Annotated in this window: 13 protein-coding genes; 4 read left to right on the top strand and 9 right to left on the bottom strand. The window is 45.9% G+C overall.

Annotation, left to right across the window (positions count from 1 at the left end; genetic code table 11):
• Window positions 1-61: 61 nt before the first annotated feature.
• The gene (locus tag B5X68_RS19005) at window positions 62-406 is read left to right on the top strand and encodes a winged helix-turn-helix transcriptional regulator (RefSeq protein ID WP_082216348.1); all 345 of its coding nucleotides are present in this window, start codon (window positions 62-64) and stop codon (window positions 404-406) included.
• Window positions 407-430: 24 nt separating this feature from the next.
• Here the strand turns inward: B5X68_RS19005 and B5X68_RS29265 are convergent, their stop codons facing one another.
• The 5 genes from B5X68_RS29265 to B5X68_RS18980 are packed head-to-tail and all read right to left on the bottom strand — an operon-like array spanning window position 431 to window position 6,959.
• Window positions 431-2,380 (bottom strand): substrate-binding domain-containing protein, encoded by a 1,950-nt coding sequence (locus B5X68_RS29265; protein WP_082216347.1) that lies wholly within the window; start codon window positions 2,378-2,380, stop codon window positions 431-433.
• Between the two features lie 10 nt (window positions 2,381-2,390).
• Entirely contained in the window at window positions 2,391-3,860 is a 1,470-nt protein-coding gene (locus B5X68_RS18995; RefSeq protein ID WP_082216346.1) for a sugar ABC transporter ATP-binding protein, read from the bottom strand.
• A 53-nt stretch (window positions 3,861-3,913) separates the two neighbouring features.
• The gene (locus tag B5X68_RS18990; RefSeq protein ID WP_082216345.1) at window positions 3,914-4,747 is read right to left on the bottom strand and encodes a phosphogluconate dehydrogenase C-terminal domain-containing protein; all 834 of its coding nucleotides are present in this window, start codon (window positions 4,745-4,747) and stop codon (window positions 3,914-3,916) included.
• A 32-nt stretch (window positions 4,748-4,779) separates the two neighbouring features.
• Window positions 4,780-5,589 (bottom strand): sugar phosphate isomerase/epimerase family protein, encoded by an 810-nt coding sequence (locus B5X68_RS18985; RefSeq protein WP_082216344.1) that lies wholly within the window; start codon window positions 5,587-5,589, stop codon window positions 4,780-4,782.
• A gap of 2 nt (window positions 5,590-5,591) precedes the next feature.
• Window positions 5,592-6,959: a glycoside hydrolase family 140 protein gene (locus B5X68_RS18980; protein ID WP_082216550.1), complete on the bottom strand. Its 1,368-nt coding sequence runs from the start codon at window positions 6,957-6,959 to the stop codon at window positions 5,592-5,594.
• Between the two features lie 142 nt (window positions 6,960-7,101).
• Here B5X68_RS18980 and B5X68_RS18975 point away from each other — a divergent pair, with 142 nt between their 5' ends.
• Window positions 7,102-7,977 (top strand): AraC family transcriptional regulator, encoded by an 876-nt coding sequence (locus B5X68_RS18975; protein ID WP_082216343.1) that lies wholly within the window; start codon window positions 7,102-7,104, stop codon window positions 7,975-7,977.
• A 27-nt stretch (window positions 7,978-8,004) separates the two neighbouring features.
• Here B5X68_RS18975 and B5X68_RS18970 read toward each other — a convergent pair whose 3' ends face one another.
• On the bottom strand, window positions 8,005-8,637 hold the full coding sequence (locus B5X68_RS18970; protein WP_082216549.1) for a YceI family protein: 633 nt from the start codon (window positions 8,635-8,637) through the stop codon (window positions 8,005-8,007).
• 320 nt (window positions 8,638-8,957) lie between these two features.
• Between B5X68_RS18970 and B5X68_RS18965 the strand changes: the two genes are divergently transcribed.
• Window positions 8,958-10,034, top strand: a complete 1,077-nt coding sequence (locus B5X68_RS18965; protein ID WP_170916685.1) for a sensor histidine kinase — start codon at window positions 8,958-8,960, stop codon at window positions 10,032-10,034.
• A gap of 33 nt (window positions 10,035-10,067) precedes the next feature.
• Window positions 10,068-10,847, top strand: a complete 780-nt coding sequence (locus tag B5X68_RS18960; protein WP_082216341.1) for a LytR/AlgR family response regulator transcription factor — start codon at window positions 10,068-10,070, stop codon at window positions 10,845-10,847.
• Between the two features lie 5 nt (window positions 10,848-10,852).
• On the opposite strand, the gene B5X68_RS18955 is transcribed toward B5X68_RS18960, so the two are convergent.
• The 3 genes from B5X68_RS18955 to nirD are packed head-to-tail and all read right to left on the bottom strand — an operon-like array spanning window position 10,853 to window position 13,329.
• Entirely contained in the window at window positions 10,853-11,521 is a 669-nt protein-coding gene (locus B5X68_RS18955) for a response regulator (protein WP_082216340.1), read from the bottom strand.
• A gap of 25 nt (window positions 11,522-11,546) precedes the next feature.
• A complete protein-coding gene (locus tag B5X68_RS18950; RefSeq protein ID WP_082216339.1) occupies window positions 11,547-12,977 on the bottom strand; it encodes an ATP-binding protein in 1,431 nt (476 codons plus the stop codon).
• A gap of 4 nt (window positions 12,978-12,981) precedes the next feature.
• Window positions 12,982-13,329 (bottom strand): nitrite reductase small subunit NirD, encoded by a 348-nt coding sequence (gene nirD / locus B5X68_RS18945; protein WP_082216338.1) that lies wholly within the window; start codon window positions 13,327-13,329, stop codon window positions 12,982-12,984.
• Between the last annotated feature and the right edge of the window lie 23 nt (window positions 13,330-13,352).

Here is a 13,352-nt window from a genome sequence, read left to right as displayed (position 1 = left end):
TGGCAACTATTATTTTTGATTATACTAACAAAATTGTATAGTACTAACATAAATGTAAGTTATGCGAAAAAGCAGCTCCACGAACCTTGAAAATGAATTGCTCATCAATGGAAATTGCGGCATGGCCTACACATTGGACCTGATCGGCGGCCGTTGGAAACCTTCCATACTATATAAATTGCTCAAAGGAAGCACGCGTTATAGTCAGCTCCGCAAAACAATGCCAGCCGTTTCCGAGCGCATCCTCATCCTGCAATTGCGCGAACTGGAAAGTGACGGCGTGATCAGCCGCACGGTTTTTCCCGAAGTTCCTCCAAGGGTCGAATATCAACTCACAGATCTGGGAAAAAGCCTGGAACCCGTATTGCGCGTGCTGTCCGACTGGGGCGACGCGAACCGGGTTTAGATAATCCTACAACATCGGCAACCTTCACTTTTTCAAAAACAATCCGACGTTTTCTTTGGTGATTTTGATGAGGCCGGTGTTTACGGTTGTTGGTAGACTTGTAATGCCGGCTTTGGAATCGTTCGTGGAGAGGCGGTGGGTTTTATGGACCATATCGTAAAGAAACTCTGCTCCATACCAGGTGAAAAGCTCCCTTTTTTGCCCTGCCAGAAGCTGGATAACACCCTCGTTCACGAGGTTAAGGTGTTCCGGCTCCCAATCGACAGTAGTAATCTTTATTTTTCCTGCTTTCCCTGCTTCCTTCACCGAAAGTGCGATGCCGGGACCGGAGTTGGAATCAAATCCACAGATTCCCGCCAGATCCGGATGTGCGGAAATAAGGTCGGCGGTAATTTTGGCGGCCTCTTCGACATTGGCCTTGTCGTCAAACTTCCCTACAATTTCCATTGCCGGATACTTTTTCAGAACGTCCAGCAGCCCTCGGAAACCGTCTTCCATGTTAGACAGACCTAAAATGCCCATATAGGCGATTTTCCCTTTTCCTCCTGTCAGTTTTACCATTTCTTCGCCCTGCATCTGGCCGATGTGGTACCAGTTTGTTCCCAAAAAAGCATGACGTTTTGAATCGGGAATATCCGAGTCGTAAACAATAGTCGGAATGCCAGCTTCTACTGCTTTATTGATGGCCTGCGCAATGGCCGGGTCGGTGCCGTTGATGAGCAAACCTGTTGGTTTTGTGCCGATTACTTCCTCTATGGTGTTGATTTGCGCTGGAACATCCCAATCGGCTGGCCCTAATATGGAGACTTTCACATTGCGCTCCTTACCCCATTTGATGAATGCCGCCTGATCGTGATTCACATACATGGGCATGGAAACAGCCGTTGTAATCATTACATATTCTTCATTTTCAATGGCTTGATCGGCTTTGCTTTCGGTTGACTGCTTCGTTGTCCCGTTTTCCCGCGGTGGCAGCTCGCAGCTCCACATGCCAAAGATCAGGATGATCAGAATGGTTGGTTTTCTCAGGACTGCCTTCGTGCTTTGTCGTTGCAATAATTTGTCAATCCAAACCGCAAGAATAAGGATAATGCCCAAAATTATTTCCTGCCAATAGCCTGATATTCTGGCAATAACCATAACATTGCCAATGATTCCCATGAGCAATGCACCTAATAATGCCCCTTGAATTTTTCCAGTTCCGCCTTGTAGGCTGGCGCCGCCTAAGATCACGGCGGTAATCACACGCAACTCCAAACCGCGCCCCGAGGTCGGTAAAGCCGCTCCCAGCCGCGACGCGAGCAATAAACCCGCAAAACCCGCCAGCAGTGAGACCAGCATGAACGAAAAGAGCTTCATGCGTTTCACATCGATTCCAGAAAGTTCAGCTGCTTTTTCATTTCCCCCAATGAAATAATAGCGCTTCAAAAAGGTCGTATTCCTGGTCAGAAACGCCATAATGCCTACAATCAGAAGCATATACCAAATCGGCATTTGAATGCCAAGCAGTCGGGACTGAGAGATTGCATTGAACCAATACGGCAAGCCCTGAATGCCTGCCCCACTGACCAGCAAGGCGAGTCCGCGCACAATGCCCATCATTGCCAATGTCTGGACCATTGGATTAATGCCTTGATATGCAATTAAATAGCCATTTACAAAACCAATGATCAGCGAAAACAGCAAGCTGACCAGCAATGCCAGCGGCACCGGAACGTTCATAAAAAACATCAGGTAAGCCGCCAGGCATCCCGAAAATGCGACCAAAGAGCCTACGGACAAATCAAATGCTCCTGAAATGAGCAAAAGCATCATTCCCACTGCGACAATGGTGTCAATGGATAAATTCAGGAATATCTGACTCAGGTTTTGGAAGGTCGGGAATTTTCCCGGAAACAGGAGACTGGCTAAAAGCGCGACTACTACGATGGTCAGCCCGAGCGAGTAAATTCTGTCAGAGAGCAGTTTTTTCATATAATTTGGTTCACATGGCCCATTTCAAAATCTCCTCCTCGGTCGTGTCCTTACTTTTCAACTCTTTGGTGATCCCACCATTTTTTATAACCAATATACGATCAGAAATGGCCAGAACTTCGGGTAGTTCGCTGGATATGAGCAAGATCGCCTTTCCGTCGAGCGCGAGCTTTTGTAATAGCGCATAAATCTCGAATTTCGCACCAATGTCGATGCCATGCGTGGGCTCGTCAATGATCAGCAAATCAGGATCGGTGGAGAGCCATTTCGATAAAACCACTTTTTGCTGGTTACCGCCGCTCAGGTCGCCAACTTTTTGCAAAACGTTATTCGCGACGATCCGCAGTTTTTGCTTGTAAGTTTCCGCAATTGCAATGGATTTGGAATGATCAAAAAATACAGGCTTGCTTGCGCTCAAACCCACAGAACCAATGTTTTCAGCCACATTCATATCCATGAAAAGGCCCAGTGCTTTGCGCTCCTCGGGAACAAAAGCGATCTTATGGCGAATTGCGTCAGCTGTGTTTTTAATATTCAGTTCCTTGTTATTAAGTAAAATCCGACCGCTTGATTTCTGCATCGCCCCAAAGATCGTCTTACCGATTTCGGTTCGCCCTGCTCCTACCAGCCCTGCCAGCGCAACAATTTCCCCACGGTGAATTTTAAATGATATACTGTTTAACTTTTGGTTTGAAAGTTCTTCAACTTCTAATACAACATCCTTATTTTCAGCATATTTTCGATTCATTTTACTAATCTCCCGCCCAACCATCATATTGATCAGCATATCTCTATTAATTTCTGCTGTCATTTTTGTCCCTGCATATTTCCCATCTTTCAACACCGTCACGCGGTCTGCAATTTCAAAAATTTCTTCCATCCGATGGGAAATGTAGATCACCGAAGTACCCTGGGATTTCAGGTTCCGGATGATGTGGAAAAGCGTTTGCGCATCATAGCCTGAAATGGACGCCGTAGGCTCGTCAAGGATCAAAATGGATGGTTTCCTGGATAATGCTTTTGCAATCTCAACCATCTGTTTTTCTCCGGGCGAAAGCGCCGAAACCATTGTTTTCGGACTCAGAATGTGTTCCATATGCAGCTTTCGGAGCAGTCTTTCGGTTTCGTCATACAATGCCTTATAGTTGATTAATCCTGATTTATGCGTTGGAAATTGATTGACAAATATATTTTCCGCAATGTCCTGATTTTCAAATAAGCTCAATTGCTGATAAACGATTGCAAGTCCGAGACTAGCCGCATGTGCGAAATTTTTGATCTGTACAGGGCTGTTGTCTAGCACAATGTCGCCATTATCAGGTTGCAAGTTGCCCGACAAAATATTCATCAAAGTGCTTTTTCCCGCACCATTTTCGCCACAAATGGCATGCACTTCACCCTCAGCCAACGTAAAGCTGACGGAATGCAAAGCCTGGACCGGGCCAAATGATTTAGAAATATTTTGAAGTTGCAGCTGCATTGGATTTAAGATTTACCCGCGAATGATTGCCTGATGCTGCCTAAAATCCTGAATTATTTGTTGGTAATGGCCTTAACCTGCTCCTTAATATCGTCCAGCTCAAAAATCTTCTCCCAACCTTCCTTGAAAATCAGAGGTTTGGCGCGTTTCGAAATTTTGTAAGCTGCATCAGAAAATGTGCCGTTCACTTCCTTAAAAAGCACTGCTATCTGAATTCGCAAATGTCCGAGCACAAAATCACGCGCCGCGTCTTCGGGCACGCCAAGCGACACGATTTTGTCAAAACCCTCCTTCACCACTTCCATGCATGTTTGCGCCAGCGTTTCCACCATTGCTGGTTCCAGCGTGGCCATTTGTTCCAACGTTATGCGGTAGACTTTATCGATGGGCTGATACATGTCCCGGGCAACATCCCGGCCAAGATCGAAATGTGCCTCCGTGCCATGCATTAAGGCAACAACGATCGATTGTTTGGCAGAAATTCCGCCATAAAAATCGCGAAAAGCTACTTCCGTAGGCTCCCAGTTAAAAACAGAGGGATGGCAGGGATGCGCGATTACATAACCCAGGTCGTCGCGGTGAAAAATGGCACCGTCCAAAGGCGCTGCGGGATCAAGGGTGAGCACCGTCGCGCCTGTTTTCATGAGCGGGACTATTTCGGCTGACAGCGTGCGCAAAGCGAGGTCGGGAAGCGCCAGAATCACGACGTCGGCGTCAGGAATGGCAGTATGCGGCTCACTGATCGTCACATTCCGCTGGGCCAGATTTGATTTCCCCTGCTCGCTTATTTCCAAATAAGAAACCTGATATTCAGGCATTTTAAGAAAATTGTCGGTCAAGCGGCAGCCCATTTTGCCCCCTGCACCCACTAATGCGACCTTTGCCATGCTGATAAATTTAAATCGTGATTTTATAACCTCTATTGAATCAGGGATTTTACATACGCGATCCCCTGTTCCGCCCATTCGCGCTCTTTGCGGCAGGAGTCTTCAATGTTCTCTTCGGGCGGAACCCATTGTTCCAGAACTGCGCTTTGGCAACTTCCGCCGCGCTTTACCGTTTGCAAGAGCCAGGGCAAATCTGTCATGCCTTTTCCCGCAATTTCACCATTTACCGTAAAGCCCATTTTATGAGGCAACCTGCTGATTTTAAAATCCTTAATATGCAAATTGACCGTATAGGGTGCCAAGATCGAAGCAACGTAAGCAAGTCCCTCGCCTGCCCCGATCGAATTGACACAATCCAGGCAAATACCGACGTGACGGTGACCAATAGCATCCATGATATATGCAAGTTGCTGAGCCTTAAAGCGATCGTGATTTTCGATACCGAGCACAATGTTCTTGTCGATCAACTCCGGCAAAAAGTCCTTGATCAACGCAATGACATTGTGCGCATCAGGCTGATAATGTTCATCATCAATCACAAACCGAAGCAGTGGCGCATCGAAGAAAACGCACAGGCTAATGTATCGTTCAAGATTTTCGGGTGACAAATTTTTGGCCCCTATTTCCAGCCGGATCCCGTTCTGTTTTACGAGTGCTTTGAATTGACTCCTGCGACCTTCGTCAAAGGTATGAATTGGTAAATTGTCACCGATCTGCAAACATTTCAATCCAAAATTTAGCGTTTGGTGCACCAGATCGGTTTCATTCATTGCCTTTTCGGCCATGGATCCTGTCATGCCCACATTCCATCCATACGTGAAGCTGCTGATCCCGAGCTCCATGCTTATGGCATTTTGTAATTTTTGGACACGTCATCCAAAACAAGGATCCAATCCTGCCCGTAACCCGAAGTCGGCGGTGTATATTGCTTAACCGCTTTGCTATCCACCTTTCCGATTTCTTTGGTTTTACCATTTTTGGGGTCATACCAAAATGCATTGAACTGGCTGCCGGAAATTTTGCCCGGATTTACCGAGAATGACTTCCCTGTCGAAGTGTAAACAAAGATGTAATCAGTGCCCCGCGTGGCCTGAATTCTTTCGTGCGATCCCAGATCATTTTCAACAATAACTGACTGATCAGGAACACGGTCTAAGATCGGCCGTGATTCGATCAGCTTACGGACAAACTTCATTTCTTTTGCGCCGGGCAGATCCATTGCTTGCTGCCAGAAAACATGCGGACCATTCACCGCCTCGCGGTTCGGCGAGTACATTTGCCAAATATCATGGCAGCCGTAAGTGTGCCCGAAAGCACCGGAAAAAAGATCCAGGTAAGCCGCTTTTCTTACATCATAAGCATTGGAAGTGCCCAGTTCGTTGGCATTAAAACAAACCGGATGATCTTCATAAATCGGCTCACCGTCCAGCACCGGTTTGGTCGGCTGTCGGTCATATGCTCTCTTTATATTTTCGTAAACTGCGGCATCACGACAATGTCCATTCTGGAACATGTTGAAATCCAACCAATTGTCATCATGAAACCATTCACCCGAACCTTCTTTGTTTGGCTGCGGATGAAAGGTCATCATAGCATTATCATTGCCGCCCACACCTGCAACCACGCCTGCTGCCATAGCCCGCCAGACGCCTACATCATCTACGTCCTTTCTCGGTGTGCGGTCGCCGCCAAGCACCCAGATAATGTTTTTACGGTTTTTATAGCGTATACCAAGCCATTTTCCATAAGTCTCAGCATTGCTTTTATTGAACACTTCCGGACCCTTCCCCCAAGTCGATTTGAAGACCTTATCGCCCCAGGTTGGCAGGAAGGCGATGGTCAGCCCAAGTTCCGCGGCTTTGTCAATAATAAAATCCACATGTTTGAAATAGGCTTCATTGGGTTTCGTCGGATCGTTATCGATCAATGGCTTGTCTCCATAAGTGTTCGGAACATTGAGACCGTCAAACTCGGCCAGGGCAACGGCCTGAATAACCGTAAAACCTTGTGCTGCACGTTTCTGCAAAAAATACGTAGCGTCTTCGCGATCGAGGCGGTGAAATAATTCCCACGCCGTGTCACCCAGCCAAAAAAAAGGTTTTCCGTCTTTTAACAGATAACGTTTGTTGGGACTCACCGTATACGATTGCGCCATGACGCCAAAACCGGCGAATAACAACAAAAGTGCGTAACAGAGGTTGCGATAACTCATGGTTATATCAAACATTTTATTTTTATAATGATACAAATGTAAAGCAAGGAAAGAGTGATGGTTGTTGTCATTTTGCCCACTATTGATGCTATATTCGCAAAACAGGAAATATATTTTTCAAGAAAAGGGAAAATAGCATGTTATGAACCCCAAAAAGCCACATTTATTAAAAGTTATCACACCGGTTGATTCTTCTTTCATTTTGAAGGGCGATCCAATCCCGTGGGACAATCCGTGGCACTATCATCCTGAGCTGGAATTAATACTGTGCATCAGGGGCAAAGGGACTAATTTCGTTGGAAATGATATCAGAAGCATGGAGGAAGGCGAAATTCTTTTCCTCGGGACCAATTTACCGCATACTCGCCAGCGTGACAGGATTTTTTACAAAAGTAATCCCGGAGAAACGCCAGAATCCATTGTTGTGCAGTTCAATGCAGATTTTTTAGGAAAGGGGTTTTTTGAAACACCAGAATTCCTGCACGTAAAGGAACTGAATGACCGGGCCGCAAGAGGAATTAAATTCACTGGCAACACCAGTGCAGATGTACATGAAAAGCTCACCGCAATGATCCGTTCGGATAAAACGCAGCGACTGATCGGCCTGCTGGGGATTCTGGATCTGCTGGCCAGATCGGAGGAATATGAATATCTCAATGGGACGGGTTATGTGAGCGACGCGCATTTGAAAAACTCACAAAAAATCAACCGCGTTTACGAGTACACGATTATGAATTTCAGGAAACCCGTTGATCTTGTAGACATTGCGTCGCTAACCAACTTGTCCGTCTCCGCATTCTGCCGGTATTTCAAAACCAGGACAAGAAAAACTTACGTGCAATATCTGACGGAAGTGCGTATAGGATACGCTTGCAGGTTATTGGGCGAAGGTCAGTTTGACATTGGACAAGTGGCTTACGAAAGTGGGTTCAACAATCTTTCCAATTTCAATAAACAATTCAAAAAGATCATGCAGACTACACCGAGGGAGTATGGAAGCAGGATGAGAGAATTTTGAACGGGTCGCGGGGCGACCCGTTCAAGACTAATTCTTTCCACTCCCCTGCATCGTGCCGTCCAGTTTCAAATGGATCGCTACATCATTGTAAATGTAGTGTCCTTCTGCTTTCGGGTCTGTGGCATAGTTCATGCCCCATTTCGTGCGGTCGATACTGAATTTGGCTTCTGTTTTCAGGGTTTTGCCATTTACGTCGATCTTGGCAGGGAAAGTTACCGGATGCGTTTTGCCTATCATTGTAAAATTACCTGTAACCAAAAAGTTTGCACCTGCGATTGCGGCAGTGTCTTTACCCGTATAGGGCTCAACTTTGGTAATTTTGAAGGAAGCCTCAGGATGAATTGCCATGTTGAAGAAATCCGCGCTTTTCAGATGTTCCAGCAACTGCGGCTTCACCGCATCCGGCAGATTGAAGTTTTTGATTGACGCAATCGGGATGATAAATGATCCGCCCGTGACCTTGCCGTTTTCGACTTCCAGATCTTTGCTTTTTACAGCAAACGATCCTGTATTTGCATTGTCCGGCATAGCGCCCTTCCATTCCGCAACAGATGTTTCTTCATTCAAAACATAAAGTTGTTTCTTGCCGATTTCGTCGGTTTTGCAGCCTCCCCAAAGCATTGTAACAGCGGCGATTGCAGATAAAATAATCGTTTTCATGACTGATAAATTTTGATTTGTTTTTGTGATTTTCGACAAAACTCCGCTTTTCATCAGCTCGCCGTAATCAGATATGTACTGAATTGGGGATTTGAGATTCCGAATTGGGGAAAATGTAATGAGTGAATGAGTGAATGACTGAATGTTTTTTATTCACTCATTCACTCATTCACTCATTCAAAATTCAAAATTCATTTCCCCAATCCAGTCGCTATTATCCACAGCCCAGTGCACTGGCAATTGCTTTCAAATGCCGCTCAGTCAATTTTTGCAGTAAACCCGACGGCCGCATTGCTTGTGAACCGAATAAAAATCAGGATATGTCAAAATTTGAATCCATACTGAAAAGCCCGATCAGCAAGAAGGACGTCTGGGTCTTGTTCGTCTGCCTGCCGTATTTTATCACACTGGCATACCTGCTTTTTGGCCGCCGCTACATTCGCGAGACGGAGGTGTTTCTTTACGCAACCGCGGTCGTGTGCGTGGTGTGGGTGATATCGTGGCGGTTGCACATTCTGGCGGGACATTATATGCGGGTGATTTTGCAAGACGTACAGCAAACCACTTACCGGCTGCTGCTGTCGGTTTCCATTTACATTCCGCTTACCGGCATCATTGCCTGCGCTCTGTTTTACGGATTCTATCGCACCGGTTTTCTAGGTTACAAGTTCGATCTAGGAAACTTCATCTCTGCCATGCTTTCCGGCTTGCTGATCAATATTGTGGCCACGAGCTTTTACGAAGGACTTTACATTTTTGAGCGCTGGCGGGACACATTGCTGGAAGCCGAAAATCTAAAATTGGAAGCGGAGAAGCTTAAAAAAGCGAATCTCCAGAGTCAGCTGGATGGCCTCAAAAGCCAGGTTAATCCGCACTTTTTGTTCAATAGTTTAAATTCCCTTTCTGCGCTGATTCACAAAGATCCTGACAAGGCGGAAGAATTTCTGGATGAGCTCAGTAAAGTTTACCGCTATCTGCTCCGCACCAACGAGCAGGAATTGACCACGCTTTCGGCCGAAATTAAATTCATCAGTTCCTATTTTCATTTGCTCAAAACACGATACGCAGAAGGAATTGTGCTGGACGTGAACATTGAAAAAATGTATGAAGAATATCTCCTGCCGCCGCTCACGCTGCAAATGCTTTTGGAGAATGCAGTGAAACACAATGTAATCCTGAAAGAAGAGCCGCTTGTAATTGTTATGCAAACCGATGAAAACGACAATTTGATCGTCAGTAACACGCTGCATAAGAAACGGTTGGTGGTGCAGTCTAATAAAGTTGGACTGGCTAACATTTCTACGAAATATCGACTGCTAAACCAGCCCGATATAGTCATTCGTGATAACGACAATGCATTTACGGTTATCATTCCACTCATTCACAATTATAAATAACCCCGGTTCAAGGCATTAACCCTGTATTCAGAGATGAAAATTTTAATAGTCGAAGACGAAGACCTGGCCGTAGACAAGTTGAAAGCCACATTGGCAAAATTGGATCATAATGCACGGGTAATCGGCATTACCGGCAGCATTCATGGAACTGTTAACTGGCTGGCAACCAACCCATCCCCGGACTTAATTTTGATGGACATCGAGCTGGCGGATGGTCAGAGCTTCGAGATTTTCGATCAGCTCCGGGTCAAAAGTCCCGTCATATTTATCACTTCCTATGACGAATATGCCTTGCGGGCTTTCAAGGTTAACAGCATTGACTATCTGCTCAAACCGGTTCAAAAAGAGGACCTGAAAACGGCATTGGATAAATACAGCGCATTTAAGGAAACCTTTTCGCAGGCGACAGAAACGCAAGCCACAAATATCGAAAAGCTGGTGCTCGAACTCCAAAATCAGTTTCAGCCGAAAGATTACCGCAAAAGGTTTTTGGTAAAACATGTTCAAAAACTCGTTTCTGTGGAAGTAGACGCCATATCTTACTTTTTCAGTGAAGAAAGGATCAGCTTTTTTAAGACACACGACGATAAGCAGTTCATCGTGGATTATAATATGGACGAGCTGGAAGAACTGCTTGATCCCGCGTCGTTTTTCAGGATCAGCCGTTCCTTTATTATTTCGGTAAAATCGGTAAATCAGATCAGCGATTATTTCGGTCACCGCCTGGCCTTGCGCTTGCAGCCCAACCTCAATAAGGAAAGCATTGTAAGCCGCGAAAAAGTGCAGGCTTTCAAAATTTGGATGGGTAAATAATGTGATTAATTTCCGCGCAAAGCAATACTGATCAGTTCGGCTGTATTTTTCACATTGGCCTTTTTCATAATGCTGGCCCGCTGGTTAGCGACCGTGTTGGAACTGATGTCAAATTTTTCGGCAATGTCCTTGCTGCTCATTCCTTCCGTAAGGCATTTCAAAATCTGCTGTTCGCGCGGCGTGATCATCTTCCAGATCGACTTGTCGTTGCCTTCTTCCAGCTCAACTTTTGGCTCAGGATTTCGGGCGATTTGTTTCAATAAGTTTTTGATAATCACCGAAGAAGCATAGGGAGGAAAATAGAGCTCGCCCCTGGCAATGCTTCGGATGGCTTTCAGCATTTCGTCGCGACTCGTATCTTTTTGCAAGTAACCGGAAGCGCCGCTCATGGCCGCAGAAATCATGTAATCGGCATTATTATGCATACTGAAAACCAAAATCTTAACATTCGGAAAGGCAGGGACAATTTGTTTGATCACATCTATCCCAGGCATTCTCGGCATGGTAAGATCCAGCAAAACCACATCAGGGGCCGCAGTTTCAATCATATCCCAAACCTCATCGCCATCCGACGCCTCACCTGCAATCAGCAGGTCTTCCTCATCTTCCAAAAGGGTGATAATCCCTTGTCTTACAACTGAGTGGTCATCAACGACTAAAATTCGGATGGGCATGAATGAATGTTTTTTGGATTAGCAATTACAAATCGACCCGGACGATCAGGTTCGTTCCGCTGTCTACTTTTGAGACGATCTCCATCTCGCCGTTCAGCAGCTGTGTCCTTGTACGGATGTTTTCCATGCCGTTTCTGGTCAGGAATAGTCCGTCTTCTGATTTCAAATTACTAATTAAAAATCCTTTTCCGTCATCCGTGATTTCCAAAATGATCCGATTCTTATTTTGTTCCAATTTAATCTTGATCTTATCCGCATTGGCATGCTTGACCGCATTATTCAGGGCTTCCTGGGCGATGCGATACAGCCCTATTTCCATGGGGCGGTTCATTTCAATGCGCTTGTTTACATCGCCGTCAAACTCTATTTTGATTCCCGATAACTCGGCTGTTTGCTCGCATAGCAGCCGCAAGGCAGCATTAAGCCCGAAATCGCTGAGTACCGACGGCATTAAATTGAAAGAGATCTGCCGCGTGGTTTGAATAATATCCTGGATCAATGTGACCAGTTGCTCGAATCTTTTCTGATTTTTCTCATCATGAAACTGGACAGATTTCAGCTTCTCTGCATGCAGTTTCAGGCCGGTCAGCATTTGCCCGATGCCATCATGCAATTCCAGCGCAAAGCGTTTTCGTTCTTCTTCCTGTCCTTCAATCAATGCACTGGCGCGAATGCGGTCTTCGGCCAATTGTAATTCGTATTTTTCCTCTTCCACCCGAAGCAGCTCATTCTGCGCTTCGAGGAGCTGGTTATTCGCTTCTTTCAGTTTTTGGTTAGAAAGCTGCAGCGCATTCTCGGATTCGGTCAGCATTTTGACCACGCGCCGGGTTGTGTTTACGACGGGCCGAAAAATCAATATGCCTTCCGCAAAAAGGACCAGAATGGTCATTATGTCCAGGATCCATTCGATCCTTTCCAGGTTTTCCAGTCTTTGAAAACTCTCTTTATCAAACTGGAAAACGATCTTGTCCATTTTCGCAAGAAACAATGGCTCCTTTTCGAGAATCTGGCTTAAAGCCTGCTGTTTTTGCGGCACGGCAATGGTGGAATCATTAACCAGCAAAAAATTGAGATAAATGCTGTCAAAAACCGGCATCAGATCCAGAAACATCGAATCCAACGCGGCACTTTTCCAGGTTACCAAACCGTTTTCAACAGGCAGCTTTTTATTGGCCAGATTTTCGTGACTTTCCTTCCAGATCTTCACAAGCGCGTTGAACTGCGTGGAGTCGCTATGCTTCATCTGCCCGACATTCAGGATCGCAAGTTTGGTCAGTCGCTGGCTCAGCATTCGCTGCCTTCCGGCAACATTCACCATCCGGCTATCGTGGTTGAGGTTGTTGATCGTTCTCCTGATCAGGAACAAACCACTGATTGTCAGCATCGCTACTACGCACAATGCGACAATATAAAACCGTGTCAGACTGCTTGCTACGCTCTTATCGAGTCTCTCCATTCGCTCATATTCCGATGTAAACGAGGTTTTCTTTAACCATCACCGGAAAGGTATTGATTTTATAGGAATCATCATTGAGGCATTGCCCGCTTTGCAATGAAAACGTTTTTTTATGAAAAGGACAAGCCACTTTCGGTTCACCTTCATGGCTCCCGATCATTCCGCGCGACACGGCCATCTGCTGGCGGTGCGGACATTGGTTGTCGGTTGCATACCATTCTCCTCTCCTAGCGAAGTTGAAGATTGCGATCTGTTTCCCATCGATCAGCGCGCAGCCGCCGCCATCTTCGGGGATGTCATTGACATGGCAAGCGATATGCCAGGTTACAGCATTTTGTGTTTGTGTTTCCATCTGGGTTGTATGTTAGCGTTGTG

Source organism: Dyadobacter psychrophilus, assembly GCF_900167945.1.
In the GTDB taxonomy this organism is placed as follows: Bacteria; Bacteroidota; Bacteroidia; order Cytophagales; family Spirosomataceae; genus Dyadobacter; species Dyadobacter psychrophilus.
Note: the sequence above shows the minus strand (reverse complement) of the source record. Positions and strands in the feature narration are given on the sequence as shown.

Bases quoted from the DNA above. Each gene is read 5' to 3' on its own strand.
- B5X68_RS18970 (WP_082216549.1), bottom strand. From the start codon at position 8,637: ATGAAAACGATTATTTTATCTGCAATCGCCGCTGTTACAATGCTTTGG.
- B5X68_RS18975 (WP_082216343.1), top strand. From the start codon at position 7,102: ATGAACCCCAAAAAGCCACATTTATTAAAAGTTATCACACCGGTTGAT.
- B5X68_RS18990 (WP_082216345.1), bottom strand. From the start codon at position 4,747: ATGGCAAAGGTCGCATTAGTGGGTGCAGGGGGCAAAATGGGCTGCCGC.
- B5X68_RS18985 (WP_082216344.1), bottom strand. From the start codon at position 5,589: ATGGAGCTCGGGATCAGCAGCTTCACGTATGGATGGAATGTGGGCATG.
- B5X68_RS18995 (WP_082216346.1), bottom strand. From the start codon at position 3,860: ATGCAGCTGCAACTTCAAAATATTTCTAAATCATTTGGCCCGGTCCAG.
- B5X68_RS29265 (WP_082216347.1), bottom strand. From the start codon at position 2,380: ATGAAAAAACTGCTCTCTGACAGAATTTACTCGCTCGGGCTGACCATC.
- B5X68_RS18955 (WP_082216340.1), bottom strand. From the start codon at position 11,521: ATGCCCATCCGAATTTTAGTCGTTGATGACCACTCAGTTGTAAGACAA.
- nirD (WP_082216338.1), bottom strand. From the start codon at position 13,329: ATGGAAACACAAACACAAAATGCTGTAACCTGGCATATCGCTTGCCAT.
- B5X68_RS18980 (WP_082216550.1), bottom strand. From the start codon at position 6,959: ATGAGTTATCGCAACCTCTGTTACGCACTTTTGTTGTTATTCGCCGGT.
- B5X68_RS19005 (WP_082216348.1), top strand. From the start codon at position 62: ATGCGAAAAAGCAGCTCCACGAACCTTGAAAATGAATTGCTCATCAAT.
- B5X68_RS18960 (WP_082216341.1), top strand. From the start codon at position 10,068: ATGAAAATTTTAATAGTCGAAGACGAAGACCTGGCCGTAGACAAGTTG.
- B5X68_RS18950 (WP_082216339.1), bottom strand. From the start codon at position 12,977: ATGGAGAGACTCGATAAGAGCGTAGCAAGCAGTCTGACACGGTTTTAT.
- B5X68_RS18965 (WP_170916685.1), top strand. From the start codon at position 8,958: ATGTCAAAATTTGAATCCATACTGAAAAGCCCGATCAGCAAGAAGGAC.